Source organism: Methylomonas subterranea (assembly GCF_024505185.1).
Classification (GTDB): domain Bacteria; phylum Pseudomonadota; class Gammaproteobacteria; order Methylococcales; family Methylomonadaceae; genus Methylomonas; species Methylomonas subterranea.
In genome coordinates this window covers 1-17,992 of record NZ_JANIBJ010000016.1, presented here as the reverse complement: position 1 = coordinate 17,992, position 17,992 = coordinate 1, and the positions used below count along the sequence as shown (strand labels likewise).

General features: G+C 55.5%; 11 protein-coding genes and 2 pseudogenes. 6 read left to right on the top strand and 7 right to left on the bottom strand.

The features are described 5' to 3' along the window. Nucleotides 1-15 precede the first annotated feature (15 nt). Nucleotides 16-4,047, bottom strand: coding sequence for a hypothetical protein (locus NP590_RS09950; RefSeq protein WP_256602225.1), 4,032 nt, complete (start codon nucleotides 4,045-4,047; stop codon nucleotides 16-18). Between the two features lie 127 nt (nucleotides 4,048-4,174). On the opposite strand from NP590_RS09950, the gene NP590_RS09945 reads away from it, so the two are divergent. The 3 genes from NP590_RS09945 (at nucleotide 4,175) to NP590_RS09935 (ending at nucleotide 9,035) form a co-directional block, all read left to right on the top strand. Further along, nucleotides 4,175-5,152: a phosphate/phosphite/phosphonate ABC transporter substrate-binding protein gene (locus NP590_RS09945; RefSeq protein WP_256602313.1), complete on the top strand. Its 978-nt coding sequence runs from the start codon at nucleotides 4,175-4,177 to the stop codon at nucleotides 5,150-5,152. Continuing rightward, nucleotides 5,149-8,157, top strand: a complete 3,009-nt coding sequence (locus NP590_RS09940) for an EAL domain-containing protein (RefSeq protein WP_256602224.1) — start codon at nucleotides 5,149-5,151, stop codon at nucleotides 8,155-8,157. Before NP590_RS09945 ends, NP590_RS09940 begins: the two co-directional genes overlap by 4 nt. Before the next feature lie 563 nt (nucleotides 8,158-8,720). Then, nucleotides 8,721-9,035, top strand: a complete 315-nt coding sequence (locus tag NP590_RS09935; RefSeq protein ID WP_256602223.1) for a hypothetical protein — start codon at nucleotides 8,721-8,723, stop codon at nucleotides 9,033-9,035. 79 nt (nucleotides 9,036-9,114) lie between these two features. Here the strand turns inward: NP590_RS09935 and NP590_RS09930 are convergent. From NP590_RS09930 to NP590_RS09920, 3 genes and pseudogenes are all read right to left on the bottom strand, one after another. Next, nucleotides 9,115-9,646, bottom strand: a pseudogene (locus NP590_RS09930) (REP-associated tyrosine transposase). Between the two features lie 375 nt (nucleotides 9,647-10,021). Then, nucleotides 10,022-12,160, bottom strand: a complete 2,139-nt coding sequence (locus NP590_RS09925) for a CHASE2 domain-containing protein (protein WP_256602222.1) — start codon at nucleotides 12,158-12,160, stop codon at nucleotides 10,022-10,024. A gap of 27 nt (nucleotides 12,161-12,187) precedes the next feature. Then, nucleotides 12,188-14,347, bottom strand: a complete 2,160-nt coding sequence (locus NP590_RS09920; RefSeq protein WP_256602221.1) for an HD domain-containing phosphohydrolase — start codon at nucleotides 14,345-14,347, stop codon at nucleotides 12,188-12,190. A 254-nt stretch (nucleotides 14,348-14,601) separates the two neighbouring features. Between NP590_RS09920 and NP590_RS09915 the strand changes: the two genes are divergently transcribed. Further along, on the top strand, nucleotides 14,602-15,051 hold the full coding sequence (locus tag NP590_RS09915; RefSeq protein WP_256602220.1) for a FecR family protein: 450 nt from the start codon (nucleotides 14,602-14,604) through the stop codon (nucleotides 15,049-15,051). Continuing rightward, the gene (locus NP590_RS09910) at nucleotides 15,051-15,671 is read left to right on the top strand and encodes an OmpA family protein (RefSeq protein WP_256602219.1); all 621 of its coding nucleotides are present in this window, start codon (nucleotides 15,051-15,053) and stop codon (nucleotides 15,669-15,671) included. The genes NP590_RS09915 and NP590_RS09910 overlap by 1 nt, the downstream gene beginning before the upstream one ends. A 164-nt stretch (nucleotides 15,672-15,835) precedes the next feature. On the opposite strand, the gene NP590_RS09905 is transcribed toward NP590_RS09910, so the two are convergent. Both NP590_RS09905 and NP590_RS09900 read right to left on the bottom strand, forming a co-directional pair. After that, on the bottom strand, nucleotides 15,836-16,315 hold the full coding sequence (locus NP590_RS09905) for an FKBP-type peptidyl-prolyl cis-trans isomerase (protein ID WP_256602218.1): 480 nt from the start codon (nucleotides 16,313-16,315) through the stop codon (nucleotides 15,836-15,838). Between the two features lie 120 nt (nucleotides 16,316-16,435). After that, a complete protein-coding gene (locus tag NP590_RS09900; RefSeq protein ID WP_256602217.1) occupies nucleotides 16,436-17,026 on the bottom strand; it encodes a transglycosylase SLT domain-containing protein in 591 nt (196 codons plus the stop codon). 41 nt (nucleotides 17,027-17,067) lie between these two features. Between NP590_RS09900 and NP590_RS09895 the strand changes: the two genes are divergently transcribed. After that, complete coding sequence (locus tag NP590_RS09895; protein ID WP_256602216.1) at nucleotides 17,068-17,715, top strand: PilZ domain-containing protein; 648 nt, start codon at nucleotides 17,068-17,070, stop codon at nucleotides 17,713-17,715. Here NP590_RS09895 and NP590_RS09890 read toward each other — a convergent pair. Then, nucleotides 17,704-17,992, bottom strand: a pseudogene (locus NP590_RS09890) (glycosyl transferase family protein); the annotation flags it as partial. The gene NP590_RS09895 and the pseudogene NP590_RS09890 sit on opposite strands and share 12 nt — an antisense overlap.

Genomic DNA, 17,992 nt, shown 5'->3' with positions numbered 1-17,992 from the left:
CTATCCGGGCTTTTTTCATTCGGATGTTTTTGCCGGCAAGGAGGCGGTCTTATGCTTCCAGATGCCGCCCCGCGCAAAGCAGGACCAGCCCCATTGCAGCCAATTCAACAGCGCCAAGGCCATCCATAAAGACCAGCCCAACATCAACAGGCGATAAACCGTCAACGGCAGGGCTATTACGGTTGCGGTCGGCAAACTGGCCGTGCTGTGGTCTTGGTACCAGTTCAAGTTTTGCGGCGTGGATTGATTGCCGGTAATTTGCATATCCGGTGCGCCGAGTAGGCCTTGCTGGACGGCGCTAAATAACAATGACACCGAAAGCAGTGTCAACAGCCCCAAGCCGACTTGCGCCAGATTAAAATAGCCCCGGGTTTGCGGGCTGAATTTTTCCCGCCAGCCCAGCGCAAAAATCCAGCCGACCACCACTAGGCCGGCGGCAATATGGATTTGGCTCAGGCCCAGCAGCAATAAAAACCAATGCCGGGTTTTTAACGGGGTCAGGTTGGTTTTGTCCAGGCCTGCGGCCAATAGCAACAAGACGGGCAGTAAACCCCAAATCAACGCGGCTGGGCCGAATTTGGGGCCGAAGGTCAACAGCACCCATCTATCCTCGCCGGAACTGACTCGGAGATGGCTGTTGACGCTGGCAATGCCCAAATCGACCTCCGGGGTAGTCAATAGCGGGGATTGTTCGCTCGGGGTTTGCCAGCTCAGAGCAATTTGTTGCGCGCCCGGTCGTATCGGCAGGGTCACGGTCCGCTCTTTTTGCCGCACCGGTTGAACCACACCGTCGATAGCGACACTTTGCAGCACGGCTTGCGGCGGCAAAAGCAGGTTGTGTTGGCCCCCCTTGGAACTCCGCAACTGAATTTCCAGACTGACCTGTTGACTGCGCTTACCCGGAACGACGCTCAGCTGGCTTTTGTCTATGGTCAGGGTCGAGCCCGGCACGGCTTGCGGCCGGCTGATATGCAGGCTTACGCTTTCGCCCGGCCAGGGTCGCCATTCCGGCAACCATGCGCCCTGTTGATCCTGATGATGCACTACGGCGATGCCGCTGGGCTGTAAATGCCAGATCGGGCTGACGTCGGCGCGCCACAATTCGCTCCAAGCCGGATTGTCGGCGGCGGTCAGTTGCAACTGTTCGCGTTTTTCCAGCAGCGATTGCCATTCCAGGCTGGTTTGGCCGGCCGGCAGGTTGACCAGCACCTTGCCATCCTTGACGCGAATTTGGGCGCTGGTGACGGCTTCGCCCGCCAACAGCGGCAGCTCCAATACCACTGGGCCGTCGCTGCCGGCCAGTTTGACCACCCGGGTGGCGATGCGCCAGTCCAGGCCCAGTTGCAGGGTTCTTTCAATCCGCACAAAGGCCGGCATGGCGGTTTGCGGCGTATGATCGGCGGCTTGATTCGCCTCGGGGTTCAGCCTGGTAAATTCCAGTTGCGGGCCGGTTTTTCCGTCCTCGTAAAGCCCGTCGACCCGCCAGCCCTCGCTGTCGATTTGCGTTCGTTGCGGTGGCAAGGCCAACGGTAAGGTGAATTTGTATTGGGGGGTATGCCGGCCTCGTAATATCACCTGGTGCACGCCCCGCTCCAGACCTAGCCAAAGTGTGCCGTCGTCTTGTCTGAGCAGGGTTTGGGCGGGATGGCCGTCGTTGCTGATCTGCTCGGGAAACCACTGCTTCAGTTGAGCCGGCAAGGGCAGTGCAAGCGCTTCCCTCGCGTGAATCGACAGCTCGATCCGCATGTCGTCCGGTTTGATATGGATAGTCATATCGGCTATTTGCGCGCAGGACGGCAGGCATTCGGGCGCCCGCAGCAGCCGGGCTTTCAATTGATCCAACAGTGCCTGATCGGGCATGTCGGCCCAACTGTCTCCCGTGGGAGCGACCAGCAGCGGCAACAGCAGCCAGGCTGTCAAGTTAGGCCAGCCGATACGCCATTGCTTATCGATCAAGTTGAGCATTTTTAAGCTCAACAACGCGGCCAGTAGGGCTTGCAGAATGTGCAGCAACAAGTTCCAGGTCGGCGACAAATACCACAGCCGGAGCTGTTGTTGGCTGTCTACCGCGCCGTTCCAGGACAAATGCACGGTTTGCCATTGCCATTGCGGGAGGCCGGGGCCGGTTTGCAAATTGGCTTCCGGGTCGATGCGGTCGAAGTTGGCGGCGCCGACGGCGTCGGCCACGGAGGAATAGGCCTTGCCCATCAGTTTTCTGGCTACCCGTGGCGCGGATGAGGCGGGCGCGGCCATGGACAAACTTTCCTCGGCATAGTCCTCGCCGGCCACCATGCCTTGGGCAGCATACGGACTGGGTTGAATCGGTTGCCAGGGCCGTTCCAGTTGCGGATAAATCCCGAAGCGGATTTGCGCGATCATGAAGGGAATCACGATGATCGCCAGACCGAGCCAACACAGGTTTCGATACCACTTGACCCAGCGGGAAAAACGATTCTCCGGCAAGGCTTTCAACAAGGCCAGGGCCGCCAGGGTATGCAGCCATATCCATTGGGGGGCTTCCGTCTCGTGCCAGAACAGGGTCAGGCTTAACAAGGCCAGCAGACCCCATTGCCAACACCACAGACGGGTAACCGCCAACGCCACGATCAAGACTAAAAACAGATCCAGCAAACTCCAACGGCTCAGCCAGCTGTCGGGATCGTTGTCCACTCCGCCCACGGCCAGCAGGCGCCAGCCGGGCGGAATGTTCAATTCCGCTTGCGCGCTTTGGAAGGATTCTTGCCAGCCGACTGCATTCAGCTGGGTAATGCCGGCTTCAATTCTGCTGTCGGCTTGCAATTGAATGTCGCCCCGGCGCACTTCAACGCCTTGCCGCTTATCGCTCAATTGAGTGATCAGTTGATTTTGGCCGTTCAGCAGAACTTGCCCCAAGCGGGTATCGGTCAAGGCATTCAAGCGCCAGTCCCGGCTCATTTTGCCGTTGATTTGGTCGCTGACGCTATAACCGGCGCCGTCGAAGTCCAGCCAGAGCTTGCGTTGCAGGCTCAGTTGATTGGGCTCCGGTTCCGGATCGCCGCGGCGAATCAATTTAAACCGCATACTTTGTCCCTGTTTGATTTGATAAGTAGGCAGATGTTGCCATTCCTCGGGCAGGTTGGTTTGGCTGGGGTCCACCGCCGGCAAGGCCTCGATTTCCACCAAGCGCAGGCCCGGCATGGCTTGAAAGGCCCACAGTTCGGATTCCGGCCAAGTCGGGTCTTGAATGCTCAGGTCTAGTTGCGACAGGGCTTGCGGGTGGCGGGCCAGCAAGCCGATCCGCCAGTGGCCGGGGCGAACTTGCAGCAACAGACGACCATCGGCTTCCAGGCGCGCCGGCAGCGGGCTGTCCAGCAGAACGGGAATGAAGGATGGCAACAGAGCGTAAGGCAGACTGATTTCCCGCGCCCGGCCGGACACGTTCAGTTCCAGACGGGTGGACACCTGCAAGGGATTGTCGTCCATGATTTGTCTAAAGACTTGTATATCCAGACTATCCTGTTGAGTGGCGGCGGACGTGTCGATTTGGTTTCGCAACCATAGCGCGCCTTGGTCCAGGCGCGGATAGGCTACGGATTTACCGTTCAGGCTGAGCTGTATCAAACCGGAGTCGTCGGCGATAGCCAGACTTTCCGGCAGCTTGTCCCAATTGAATGTGCCGCTGACTTGATACTGCCCGGCCGGCATCCAAATGGCGGGTTTGTCTTGGCGGGCTGTCACCACCGCCGGCTTTTGGTTGATAGATACTTGTTGCGGCCAATGCCGGCTGTCGCCGGGCAGGCTTATCCAGGCGGGTTGATACAGGGTCCATTCGCCGCTGAAGCTGCCGTTTCCATCTTGCAATTCCAGCTTTAGCGGCCCCGGCCAGCTGCAGTTTTTTTGCTGAAAGTCGTTATGGAAAAACGGGCAGTCGAATTGCGCTTGATCAGACAAAACCCAGGGTATCCAGGCCTTTAAGACCTCCGGCACGGATTTGTCGTCAAACCCGGCGGCCGCATGAGGCTGACAAAGCAGCAACAGAAATAGCGTAAATATGCGAACGTGATTCATGTTTAGTGCTCCGGAGGCGAATGCAATGGCAATTGTAGTCAGAAATAGCGGTTAGAATGTTTCGGAACCATAATTTGCAATGTCTGAGCGATGCGATGCCGATGAATATGCCGGAGAGTGATGAGTGATGCCGAGTGCGGGGCGGATTCTGCTGTTGTGCTGTTCGATCTGGCTGGGCGGGCCGGACGTGGCGCGCGCGGAGCCGTTGAAAGCTGTCGAGCCCTGGGAATGGATCCATCGGCTGCGGGATTACTTGAGCGCGGATTCGGCAAGCGGATATCAGCCGAGTTTCAGTTCTCAACCCTTAAAGCAGGTCACCGAGTACATCGTCGGCGTGCATCCCTTGCATAACCCCAAGCGCTTGTTCGAAGTGTATGGGCCGATTGTCGAATACATCAATCAGCGGATGCCGGAGGTCGAGTTGAAACTGGAGGCGTCGCGCAATTATGAGGAGTTCGATAAAAAACTCTATGGCCGGCATTTTGCTATCGCCATGCCCAATCCATATCAAACTATCGGCGCCCTGAAGCATGGTTACCGGGTGTTCGGAAAAATGGCGGATGACGAGGATTTTCGCGGCATCATATTGGTGCGCAAGGATAGCGGTATCGACAGCGTGGCCGACCTCAAGGGCAAGGCGGTGGCCTATCCGGCCAAAACGGCGCTGGCGGCGACCATGATGCCGCAATATTTTTTGCATACTCACGGCCTGGATGTGAACCGGGATATCGAAAACCGTTATGTGGGTTCGCAGGAATCTTCGATCATGAATGTGTTGATGGGGGAAGTGGCGGCGGCGGCGACCTGGCCGGTACCGTGGAAATTATTTATGGCGGAACATCCGCAACAAGCCGGCGAATTGGTCGTGAAATGGCAAACCGAGCCGCTGCTAAACAACGCCTGGGTGGTGCGGGACGACGTACCCGCCGAAGTCGTCGATAAATTTTCCGGTTTCTTGTTTTCCTTGCGGGACAGCGAGAGCGGTCGCGCCATGCTGGCCGCCGTGCCCGTCTCGCGTTTCGAAGCCGCCGACAATCGAACTTATGCGCCGGTCCAGGCGTTTTTAGAACGCTTTTCCCAAACCGTGCATTCCGTTAGCCCGTGAATACTTTTTCCCGCTTTCGCCCTTGGCAGGTCTTGCGCCGCTTCGGCCGACAATCCCTGCACCGTCGGCTGGCGTTGGCATTCGGCGGGGTTTCCTTACTGATGATGTTGGGACTGGCCGGCTTGTTGCTGAAACAGCAACAGAATTTTCTGGATCAGGCCGGGATATTGCGGGCGCACACCCTGGCCAATAGCTTGGCAAACGGCAGCGGATCCTGGGTGTTGGCCAATGATGTGGCGGGTTTGCGGGAGGTGCTGCAAGGCTACGAAAAAACGCCTAACCTGATCAGAGCCTTGGTGCTGTCGCCGCGCGGGCAGGTGTTGGCCTCCAGCAGAAACGACGAGACCGGTTTATACGTCACCGATGCCCTAAGCCGGCAATTGCTGGAGCAAGTGACGCCGGAGCCCGCCTTGTTGCTGGCCGACCGGCATATGATAGACGTGGCCGCGCCCATTATGGTCAATCAGCGGCTGGTAGGGTGGGCCCGCATCGAACTGGATCAAAAAGCCACCCAGGCCAGTTTACGCAGGGTCGCCTGGGTCGGTTTGCAGTTCATTGCGGCGACCGTGCTGATTTTGTTGTTGGTGTCGCTGTGGTTGTCGAATAGCCTGATCAAACCCCTGCAGTCCTTGATGGCGGTGGCATCCGCGATAGAAACCGGCTCGCGTAGCGAGCGTAGCGAATTGCGCGGCGGAGACGAAATCAGCCAGTTGGGGCTATCCCTGAATCATATGCTGGATACCTTGGTGGCCTCGGAACAGCAGCTGGACCTGCTGAATCGGGTGTATGCGGCATGGACGGAGAGCGTGGCCGCCATTGTGCGGGATGCCGACGAGCGCAGCCTGTTGAAGCGCATATGCAATATTCTGGCGGAAAAAATTCAGTTGCGGCTGGTGTTTGTCGGCAGGCTGGACGCCACGGGTCGTGTCGTAATCGCGGCGCATAGCGACAATGAATCAAATTATGTCAGTAACTTGCATATCGATATCGACCCGGATTCGCCCTACGGTCATGCGGTATTGGCCAATGCCATACGCCAAAAGCAGGCCTGTATCCAGAACGACTTTTTGAGCGACGCCGGTACCCAAATCTGGCACAAGGCCGCCAGGGAGGCGGGGATAAAATCCGTTGCGGCGTTTCCCTTGCTGCGAAACCGGCAAATCTTCGGCGGCTTGGCGGTCTATGCCGAAAAAACGGATTTTTTTAGCGACAATATCATCACGCTGCTATCGGGTTTGGTCAACGATATGTCCTATGCCCTGGATAACTTCGACCGCGAGAGGCAGCGCAAACAAAGCGAAATCGAACTGGCCCTGGCCGCGTCGGTATTCGAAAACAGCCAGGAAGGCATCATGATCACCGATGCCGATAAGACCATCCGCCGCGTCAATCTGATGTTTAGCGTGCTGACCGGCTATCGGGCGGAAGAATGCATCGGCAAAACCCCCGAGCAAATCGGGTGCTGGCCCCGGCAAACCGCCCTGAATTTGACTATCTGGGATAACACCGACACCCAGCAATGCTGGCAAGGCGAAGTGGAAAGCCGCCGCAAGGACGGTCTGCATTATCCGCAATGGTTGTCCATCATCAAGGTGGTGAATGGCGAGGGTTGCCTGACGCATTATGTGGTGACCTTTACCGATATTACCGAACGCAAGTTGAATGAAGAGCGTATTTATAAACTGGCGTTTTACGATCCCCTGACCGATTTACCCAATCGCCGCTTATTGCTGGAGAAGATGGAAGCCGCGCTAACCGCCAATCAGCGCAAGGGCGGGCATGGCGCGGTGATGTTTTTGGATTTGGACAGGTTCAAGATTTTAAACGATACCCAGGGGCATAATTTAGGCGACCAGTTGCTGATCGAGGCCGGAAAGCGCCTGTGCCGTTCGGTCAGGGAAGTGGACACAGTTGCCCGGCATGGCGGGGACGAATTTGTGGTTCTGCTGGAAGAATTGTCGGCGGACAGGCAAATCGCGGCGGTCAATGCGCAAAAAATCGGCAATAAGATTCTGGCGGAAATGAACCAGGTCTATCGCCTGCATCAAATCAATGCGGACGGCGGCGTGTCCCTGGTGGAACATCATTCCAGCGCCAGCATAGGGGTGGCGATGTTTCACGGGCTGGATGTCAACAGCGAGGATTTGTTGAAGCAGGCGGATATGGCGATGTACCAAGCCAAGCAGGCCGGCCGCAACACCTTGTGTCTGTTCGATCCGCAAATGCAGGCCGGACTGAACAAGCGGGCGGCGCTGGAAGCCGACTTACGCAGCGGCCTGGAGCAAAACCAGTTCAAATTGTTTTATCAGATTCAAGTCGACCGGCAGCGGCGAGCGATTGGCGCGGAGGCCTTGCTGCGCTGGGATCATCCCTTGCGCGGTACCGTGGCGCCGGCCGAGTTTATTGCTCTGGCCGAGGAAAGCGGCTTGATAGTGGCGCTGGGGAATTTCGCCTTGCGGGAGGCCTGCGCTGCATTGGCCAACTGGGCCCGGCGGCCGGCGATGGCGGGATTGAGTCTGGCGGTAAACATCAGCGCCAAACAGTTGAGTCAGCAGGATTTTGTGCGGCAGATGCAAAGCCTGTTGCGCCAAACCGGCGCGGATCCCCGGCGCTTGAAACTGGAAATCACCGAAGACGTGGTACTGGGTAATGTGGAAAATGCCATAGCCGTCATGCGGGCCCTGAATAAGCTGGGGGTGGAGTTTGCGATGGACGATTTCGGTACCGGTTATTCCTCGCTGGCCTATTTGCAGCGCTTGCCGCTGACTCAATTGAAAATAGACCGTTCTTTCATCGCTGAATTGCGCAACGAGGGGAATAATGCCGCGATCATACGAACCGTTTTGGCCTTGGGCGACAGCCTGAATTTGCAAATCATCGCCGAAGGGGTGGAAACGGAGCCGCAGCAGGCCTATCTGACCGATTGCGGTTGCCGCTATTTTCAAGGTTATTTGTTCGGCAACCCCGAGACACTGGCGCAATTTAATGCCCGCTTTATGGGCTAAAAAACCTGGTGAATTCCGGAAAGCACCATTACCGCCAATCATTTGGTTTGCTGCAGACTCAAGATTTTGGATACGCATTGCTTTTATTTTTGGCCTTTCCAATGGCCTACCGGATCACCTTTCACCGGGGAGAATTCTGATCAATGGCGATACTCAGAAGCTGGACTTGGTCTGAAAAATAAAGCTTCCAAATGTTTAATCCTCTGCCAATGGCATTAATGCCGAAAAGCTGGTACTTGGGAACATGCGGGATGCAGGCCGGAATAAGCGATAGCGTTTCCGGCGGAATGAGACAAATTGCAAAAGCTTTGCCGGAAACGCCTACCGGCTTATTCCGACCTACTTAACTGACCGTCGGCGGTCGGCCAAAAGTGGACAGATGGTTTTTATGGCGAAGGTCTGTTGATTGATCTAAAGCTGCCAGCTGTAATCCCAAAAATGTGCGACTGCCTATAGGTTGTGCCGAGCCATGCGAGGCGCAACGATCGCGAACGGTGCGCCTGACGGCGTCACCCTATAGTCAGCGCACCTTATGGCCTTGAATTGATAAACAAGCAATAAATATGAAAAAAATAAGGCAGCAAATTCTTGATTTAGAAAAACTCGGCCCATTGCCATCCGAAAATAATTTGGACCCAGATTTAATTCGTTGTTATGAAAACCTTTACCGATCAATAACGAAACCGATAACTAACGAAGAGGCTAGGATTTTAGTTAAATTATTTGGATCAGACGGATGTTTTGGCTTGGCTTCATCTTTTGTTCATTTAATAGAAACTGCACCCGATTGGCCATTAGAAGACTGCCTATCTGAAATAAATAACGAATGGATAATTGAACTGCGCAATAGGGCTATCAGAGGAGGCAGGTTAAAATAAGGCCATAAGGTATGCTAATTGGCTCGGGAGCTTTGCAGCCCGTAGGATGCGCCAACCAACGGGCGGCGCATCTTTCGAGTTATTCAATGCCTTCAATATCCAACGGCATAACGCTACCCCAGTTCTCGGGATAAAATCCTTGCTTGAGGTAATTATGAAAACTCGAATAAGGCCAGTCTTTTACCGACTTTACCCATTGATGCTTTACCGGATTCCAATGGATGTAATCCATGTGCCGGCTGTAATCTTCTTGATCGCGCAAGCCATGTTCCCAAAATCGCCGCTGCCAAATGCCACGTTCCCTTCGGGATTTTCGACTGGCTGAAACTCGTTCCCCCTTTTTCGAGGCTTTTGGAAAAGACGCCTTTCAAAACATTCCAGCGGGTTGAGAAATCGGAATCCCCTGCAGGTAAAGTCCAAATACAATGAATGTGGTCGGGTAAAACAACCACGGCATCTATTTTAAAGGGCTGTCGGCGTTTGGTATAGGCAAATGCCTTGCACAATAAATCGACATTATCAATCAATAAGCGGTTTTCCTTTCGTTGCGCCAAATTTACGGTAAAAAACCATGATGCGCCGGGAATATAGAGTCTACGATAATCCGTCATATTAAATCGATGGTTTATGCCATTATTATCTCAACCGATGCGCCGCCCGTTGGTTGGCACATCCTACCCGAGTTTCAAAATTAATCGCCATTTATCGTGAATTTTAAATGTCGGGTATGCGCCGAATAGCGAACATACAACGTTGCATAGTTAATGGCTACCCTGGATCGATTGCGTCAATTCGCCACTTCCAAAAGTCGTCATCCACAACTTGAGTAATCGTAACGGAATGGGTGGTGGTTTTGCGATTGGAATCGGTGGCGGACAATCAATCGGAACAGTTGGCTGGATTAGGCTGGAATATGCAGCCTTATCCTCTATACAGGGGTATGGAGGCGGTGGGGGATTTGTTTAGGCAGTCTGCTTCGTACCGGCTTATTTCTGGCTCAGCTCGATCAAATCGCCGCTTTCCCCGTCCAGCAGGCGTTTTAAGTGAAAGGCGGCCAGTTTATCGCTGGGATGGTCGTCCACCAGGTGTTGAAAGGCGCCGATGGCTCCCGGATCGGTGGCGCACATCAATTCATGGGCGGTTTGGTATGCCGTCAGCGCGGCGGGATTCAGGTTGGTCTCATCCAATAGCTCGTATACGGTCAGCGGTATAGACTTGCCCTTGACCCGCAGGTGGCCGATGCGGCGGCTGGCAATCTCGGGGCAGCCGGCCAGGGTGGCTTCGGACGCGCAGATCAGGGTGCCGAGATATTTGTTGGCGCCTTCCAGCCGCGAGGCGGTATTGACTACGTCGCCCAGCGCCCGGTAATCGAAGATGGTTTTGCCGCCGAAATTGCCGACTATCACTTCGCCGCTATGTACGCCGATACGGGTTTGTCCGAACGCCAAGCCTTGGGCGTTCAGCTCCGCCGCATAACGGCTGGCAAAGCGTTGCATATCCAGGGCGCATTGCACGGCCCGGCGTTGATGGTCGGTTTGCTGGATGGGGGCCGAAAACATGATGGCTACGGCATCGCCGACGATTCTGTCCAGGGTGCCGTGATGGGAAAAGGCAATGGCTATCATGTTTTCCAGATAGGTATTCAACAGACTCACGGCTTGGCCGGGGTCCAGGCGCTCCATCAAGGCGGTGAAGTCCACCAGGTCGGTGAAGACAAAACTGCAGGTCTGGCGCCTCCCGCCCAGTTCCAGTTGTTCCGGGTGGCTGATCAGATACTCCACCAGATTGGGCGATATATAGCGAGAAAAGGCCTGCTTGACCCAGCGTTGGCTGCGTTCGCTGTAGATGTGCCGGAAAATGCTGGTAAAAAGAAAAGTCATTAGCCAGATTATGGATGGTAAAACCGGGTCGAGCAGGAACTGATGATAGGCATAGGCCCACCAGGCGCAGCCCCATAGCAGCAACAGCGCTAGTATAAAGCCGACAAACGAGAAGATTGCGCCATTGCCCAGTGCAACAGCGCCTATCAGCAGGCCGCCCAGCAGGATGGCCAGCAGTTCCAGGGCATTGGCCCAGCCGGGCCGGCTCAGGTGCTTGCCGCCGAGGATTTGCTCCAGGGCCTGGGCGTGAACTTCTATGCCGGGAATAATCCCGCCCAAGGGGCTGAAGCGCAAGTCCATCAAACCCTGCGCCGATGTGCCGATCAGCAGAATGTTGTTGCGCAAGCGGCGGCTGTCTATTTCGCCGGCCAGAATCCGCCAGGCCGGAATATAGCGCCGGCTGTCGGGCTGGCTGTAATGGATCCAGATTTCGCCGTTGGCGGTGGTGGGAATTTGCAAGCGGCCGATGCCGATTGCGGCCATGCCCGCGTCGTCCGCCAGACTGTGCAAGGTATAGTTTCGGGTTTTTTGCGCCAATCGCAAGCTTTCGGCCACCAGCGAAGGCACCAGGGTGTTTTGATAGCGCAACAGCAAGGGTACTTTGCGGATTACGCCGTCGGCATCGGAGATAAAGGTCAAGGCGCCGTTGCCGGCGGCGGCGGCCTCCAGGGCGGGCAAGGGCGACAACGCGCCCTGAAACGGCAACAGATAGGACAGCGGAGAGGTGCCAATCAGGGCGTATTGGGCCTTGATCGCCGGCACGTCCCCCAGGGACGGGTTGGGCGACAGGGCGAAGCCCAAGGCCGTGTTGCCATGCCCCACGGCTTCGGCCAGCACCTGATCGTGATCGGGCAGATTGGCAAGCCATTGCGCTTTGTCGGCCGGCAATTGCCAAAATTCCAGCATGGTCCGCGGCGAGGTGCGGTCTTTTTCGGCGAAAATAATATCGATGGCGATACTGGCCGGTTCGGCGGCTTGCAGCATGGTCAGCAGTTCGGCCAGGCGAGTGCGCGGCCATGGCCATTGGCCCAGACGTTTCAGGCTTTCGTCGTCGACATCGATGATTTTGACCGCGGTATCGGAGTAAGGCCGCGGTTTGAGGCGCTGGAATTGATCGAAAGCAGCATGGCGAAGAATTTGCAGCGGTTCCGGATTCCACAGATAGAGGCCGGAGCCGCCCAGCAGGGAAAGCAGCAGCACGCCAAAACCCAGCCAGGCAGGGAACTGGCCGGCTTTTAACGGCATGGCTTGAAAGTTAGGGCGGCCGCCTGCCTAGGAGGCTTTGTCGAGGTATTCAAATATATCCACTTCGTCTATCTGTTCCGGCAGCAGGTATTTGAGGGCAAACTGCCTGTAGACGCCGGAGGTTAAAAACAACTCGAATATATCGGCGTCGATATGGCGATTGTTTTTCATGGCGCATAAAATTTTTAAGGATTCGGAGAGCGTGTAGGGTTTTTTGTAAGGCCTGTCCGAGGCGGTAATGGCTTCAAAAATATCGGCAACCGCCATGATGCGGGCGGGAATGGACAACTCTTTGGCGGTCAGTTTGCGGGGGTAGCCGCGCCCGTCCAGGGTTTCGTGGTGGGTGGAAGCGTATTCCGGTACCCGCTGCAAAAAATCCGGAAAAGGTATTTTTTCCAGCAGATTGATGGTCTCGATGATGTGTTCGTTGATTTTGTAACGCTCTTCGGCGGTCAGAGTGCCTTTTTGGATGGACAGATTGTAAATTTCGCCGTAATTGAACATGTTTTCCGGAATGTCCATTTTGATGCCCAGGGCCGGGTCCGGCACTTTATGCTCGGGGCGCGGCACGATGTGCTTGGGCTTGTCCGCCAGCAGTCGTTCCGCAACCGGCAGGCTGGGCTTATCCTCGGCCCGCAAGCGCAGCGTGTCGTGCTGGGATAATCCCAGTGTGTCGTCGAAATAGCGCAGCCAGGTTTTTTCGGCGATGGTCTTGATGCGATCGCAGTCGTTCGGGTGCATGGACTCGCGGCCCATGTTGCACTCGGCAATGAAGGCAAAGTCTTGCATCAGCTCGGCTTTTTCCCGTTCGAAACGCCGGTCGGCTTCGGTGCTGTCGCCGCCGTCAAGCAGGGTTTCGAGCCGTCTGATGTCGGCATCGCGCAGCAGCACTTCAAAGCGCATGCGGATTTCGTGGATGCGGTTGAACAGCATGTCCAGTTTGGTGGCCTTTTCAATCACATATTCGGGGGTGGTAACTTTGCCGCAATCGTGCAGCCAGGCGCCGACCCGGAATTCCAGCCACTGATCTTCGGATTCGAAATTGAAATGGGCCAGCGGCCCCTCGGTTTGCCGGCAGGCGGCGTCGGCCAGCATGACGGCCAATTCCGGCACCCGCACGCAGTGGTGTCCGGTGTGTGGACTTTTGGTGTCGATGGCGGACGCCAGCACTCGGATTATGCTCTCGGTGGTGTTTTTCTGTCCTTCGATCAGTTGTAAATTGTCCAGGGCAATCGCCGACTGGGCCGCCAGGGCTTCCACCAATTCCACAATGTCGGGCGGGAACGGAATCACCGCGCCGGTCCGCGGATCCAGCGCGTTGAAAAACTGCAGAATGCCGATAACCTGTCCGCTGCGCGGCGCCATCGGCGCGGTCAGCAGCGAAACGGTCCGGTAGCCCGATTGGGCGTCAAAGGCTTGGGTGCCGCTGCAGTCGAAGCGGGTCTCCGCGTAGACGTTGTCGATGATGACGGTTTCGTTATGGTTGGCGGCGTAGGTGGAGGCATAGCGGTCATTGATTTGGCCGGAGACCGGGTCGTATAGTTCGATTTCATCGAAAGGCAGGGTGTCGTCGCGGGTGCGTATGGCAAAACGCAAGGATCGATTTTTGGTGACCAGAAAAATGGTGCCGCCATCGCAATGCAGCAGTTTTTGGCCCTCGCGCAGGATGTGCGCCAGTAAACGTTCGCGGCTTTTTTCCCGCGACATCATCAGGCCGCTGTCTATCAGCATGTTCAATTTGGCGGTTCTGATCCGGACTTGTTGCTCAAGCTGGTTTCGCGTCAGTTGCTGCGCTTTAAAGCACTGTCTCAGGGCCAGCGCGTTTCTGATTTTTATCTTTACTTCATCGGCGGATAGGGGTTTGGTTATGAAGTCGCTTGCGCCCAGACTCAGGGCGATATTGCAATTGTCGGTGGATAGCCGGTCGGACAGAACCAGGATCGGCAGTTCGGCCGGCTGGAATTGCCGCCGCAGCAGTGGCAGTAATTCGCTTACTTCGAGCAGTTCGTTATCGGCATCCAGCACCAATATGTCGAAATTGCCCCGTTGCAATTCTGTAATGATTTGGTCGGCGTCGTGCAGCAGGTAGGTGTCGCACCCGTCGGCTGCTGATTCGATACTGCGTTGTAGGGCCGGTCCGCCGAGCATATCGCCATATAGCAAGATCAGGTTATGAGTTTGCTGCATGGCTATGTCGGATAGAGGCTCGGCATTCACAATAATATTCGATAATCAATTGGGAAGATTACTAGGACTCATATATTCAAACAACGATTGGATATTGGAGATATTTAATAATATTTGGGCTATTTTTCGATCTTAAATGCCAATGTATGACTATTATTGAAGCTTGTCCAGCGCGCGCCATTGGATTCGGTCAAGTATAGACGGCCGGAAAAATTATTAAAGAGAGAGCGAATAAAACCCGTTTAGGAGGAGTAATGTTGAAAATATGTATCACGATGCTGACATTGGCGGCCTGCCTGTTGTCGGTGCGGGCTTGGGCCGAGGGCGAGATTCTCGGCTTCGTCAAAATAGCGGAGGGCCAAGTCAGCGTTGTCAACGAACAGGGTTCTACACCCGCGCGGCCCGGTACGCCGGTGTATCTGGGCAATCTACTTAAAACCGGCGAGAACGGTCGTTTGGGCGTGACCTTTAAAGATAATACGGTGATGTCTTTGGGGCCGGACACCGAACTGCGTATCGATGAATACCTGTTCGCTCCCGCCAAAAACGAATTGAAACTCGTCGCCAGTCTGGCCAGGGGTACCTTGCATTACATTTCGGGCGTCATCGCCAAGCTTAAACCGGAAGCGGTATCGGTAAAAACGCCGGCCGGCATCATCGGCGTCAGGGGCACGCGATTTTTGGCCAAGGCGGAGGCGGAATAATGTCTAAACAATTCAATAATCGGGCACTATTTAATGTTAGCGGCTTGCGGCTGTTATCGCTGACGGCCGTCCTGGGTCTAAGCGCTTGTTCGCAATCCTATGTGGTGTTGCTGGCTGAGGAAGACGGCAGTCTCGGCAAGGTGGAAGTGACGACCCCAAGGGGCAGCACTGTGTTGGAAAATAATCGGGACGCAGTGAATCTCAAGGGCGACGCCGGCAAAATCTTTGCCGTCAGCGAACAACAGATTCAAAAGGATTTCGGCTCCGCGTTGGCGGCCAGCCCGGAAAAGCCCTTGCCGTTTTATTTATACTTCGAAGGCGGCACGGTGGACTTGACGGCGGAATCCAAGGCCGATATTCCTAAAATCATTGCGGAGATCCGGCGGCGGCCGGCGGCCGACATTTCCATCATCGGACATACCGATACCAAGGGCGACGAGCAACTCAATGCCCGCCTGAGTTTGGAAAGGGCGAAATCGGTGGCTGTGTTGTTTGCGGAAGCCGTGCCGGACGCCGAAAAGGTCACGGTGGATTCGCACGGAGAAAAGAATCTGTTGGTGCCGACGCCGGATAATACCGACGAACCCAGAAATCGCCGGGTGGAAGTCACCGTCAGGTAAGCGGGGGGCGTTCCTTCGATATCCCTCACCCCAACCCTCTCCCGCAAGGAGAGGGGCTTTTTACGACAACCTACGGAACGGAATGCGGAAGTTATTTTGGGCGGAATCCTGAGCTCGGGCTAGGCGGCCGACTTGGCAAATGCTTGCCGGCCGCCGATTTCGCTTTAATCGACCTTGATCAATTCCACATCGAAAATCAACGCGGCATTGGGGCCTATGTCGCGACCGGCGCCGCGTTCGCCATAAGCCAGATTGGACGGGATGAAAAAGCGGTACTTGGCGCCTTCCTTCATCAATTGCAGGCCTTCGGTCCAGCCGGCGATTACCCGATTGAGCGGAAAGGTAGCCGGCGCGCCGCGGCCGTAAGAACTGTCGAACTCCTTGCCGTCTATGGTGGTGCCCTTGTAGTGCACGGTGACATTGTCGGTGGCTTTCGGCATTGCGCCGCTGCCTTCGTTGAAGACCAAATATTGCAAACCGCTGGCGGTAGTGATGACGCCGGCGGTTTGGGCGTTGTCCGCCAAGAATTTTTCGCCGGCGGCTTTGTTTTCGGCGGGAGTGGTGGCGTTGGCCATGGAAAACATAATAAATCCTGTGATGAATGCGATTAAGGTGGCTATGATGCGGCTGCGTAAAGATTTCAAGGGTTGCTCCTGGTAAAAAATCATGATTTAACGGGTACAAGCCATAACCGCATGCGCCGCGAAAAACATGCCCAGGGCTCATCCGGGCCGTTTTCGGCCAGCGGTTATCGCGCTAGTTTATCAGTTTTCGCTTTCCAGCTCTTGCCGGCAAGCAGTCAGTTGCGCGTCGTATTGCCAGGCGCGTTGATGTACTTTTTGGGCTGTGTTCAGCAGCCAGTGTTTGTTTTTATACTGTTGGCGGCGGTAACCCGCGTGGCCTTCGTGGTAGGCCAGATAAAGGTTTTTGGCGTCGGTGTGGGGAATGCCCAGTTGTTTTTTGCTCATGGCGCAATACCACGCCACAAAGTCGCAGCTATCGGCAAAATCTTCCCGGTCCGCCCAGTGCTGGCCGGTTTGTTGGCGATAATCGGACCAAGTGCCGTCTTGTGCCTGCGGATAGCCGTAAGCGCTGCTGGAGCGAAACCAGGGGATAAAGCCCAGTAAGGTCGGACGCGGCGGCTGCGCATCGGCAACAAAGCCGGATTCCTGAAAAATGATGGACATCTGCACCGCGATCGGCACGCCCCAGCGCCGCGAAGCGGCCAGGCTGGCCTTGTACCAATCGTCTTTTTCCCGGAAAATCATGCAAACATCCTGAGTATTTTTAGGCGGCATGGTTGCGCAGGCGGATAAAAGGACTAAGCTAATGATCAAAAACGAATTTGGTTTCATTTCATCCAGGTTCCCGGTTAAATGAATGCAAGGTGAATGACATGACGAATACAACACAGATGGAAGAACATAGGGCTTACCGTAAAAATGTCAGTTGCCAGGGGCTTATATATCTCGGCTTTGAGGAACTTCCAATCAAAGTCATCAATTTGTCGCTGAGCGGATTTTTGGCGGAATTAAGCGATAAACAGCCCGGGCACCGGGTAAAGGACATTTTTAACAGTTTACAGGTTTCGCCGCGGGTGGACATCTATTTGCCGGATATGCGCATTGCCGGCGAGGCTGAAGTGGTGCGGGTCGAGACGGTTGATGCCGGGTTGTTGATAGGTATCGAATTTCGGGATCTGTCCTACGATATCGATAGTTTGCTGTATAACCGCCGCGCTTATCGTAAAAATCTCAACACCTTGGGCGAAATCGTCATCGGCGCCGGCGAATATGTGTTTACCACCCAGAACGTGTCGGTGGACGGCTTGATGGTGCGGATTGCCAGGGTGTTGGATATCCAAACGGGGAGCCGGGTGTCCTTCAGCTTTAAGGATCAGCAGGTTGAAGGCGAAGCCGAGGTGATTTGGGTCGACTTCGATGAGCACACGACATTGCTGGGTTTAAAGTACGTGCATTTGCAACGGGACCAATTGCCCGGCGTGCCTCGATTCGTCCGCGACCAGGTGCTGTCAGCCCGGTAAGCGTTGCCTGTTGCGGTTTTGCCAATAGCCGTCGGCCATTTGGTGAGCCGCCTCCTGGGTGTCGGCCTTGCCCAATAACTTCAAGGCCACCGCCGTGGTGCCGATGACGGTGGCTTCGGCAAACTCGTCCTCCAACCGGCCTTGCCACAAGGCTTGCAACTGTAGCGGATTCAATTCCTCGTCCTTCATGTGACGTCTGGCAAACAGGGCCGGCCAAAGATCATCGACCAACTCGCCATGCGTAACGCTCTGCACCAGACATTCGACATCCGGGTTG

Bases quoted from the DNA above. Each gene is read 5' to 3' on its own strand.
- NP590_RS09910 (WP_256602219.1), top strand. From the start codon at position 15,051: ATGTCTAAACAATTCAATAATCGGGCACTATTTAATGTTAGCGGCTTG.
- NP590_RS09950 (WP_256602225.1), bottom strand. From the start codon at position 4,047: ATGAATCACGTTCGCATATTTACGCTATTTCTGTTGCTGCTTTGTCAG.
- NP590_RS09895 (WP_256602216.1), top strand. From the start codon at position 17,068: ATGACGAATACAACACAGATGGAAGAACATAGGGCTTACCGTAAAAAT.
- NP590_RS09925 (WP_256602222.1), bottom strand. From the start codon at position 12,160: ATGCCGTTAAAAGCCGGCCAGTTCCCTGCCTGGCTGGGTTTTGGCGTG.
- NP590_RS09915 (WP_256602220.1), top strand. From the start codon at position 14,602: ATGTTGAAAATATGTATCACGATGCTGACATTGGCGGCCTGCCTGTTG.
- NP590_RS09935 (WP_256602223.1), top strand. From the start codon at position 8,721: ATGAAAAAAATAAGGCAGCAAATTCTTGATTTAGAAAAACTCGGCCCA.
- NP590_RS09920 (WP_256602221.1), bottom strand. From the start codon at position 14,347: ATGCAGCAAACTCATAACCTGATCTTGCTATATGGCGATATGCTCGGC.
- NP590_RS09900 (WP_256602217.1), bottom strand. From the start codon at position 17,026: ATGAAACCAAATTCGTTTTTGATCATTAGCTTAGTCCTTTTATCCGCC.
- NP590_RS09945 (WP_256602313.1), top strand. From the start codon at position 4,175: ATGCCGAGTGCGGGGCGGATTCTGCTGTTGTGCTGTTCGATCTGGCTG.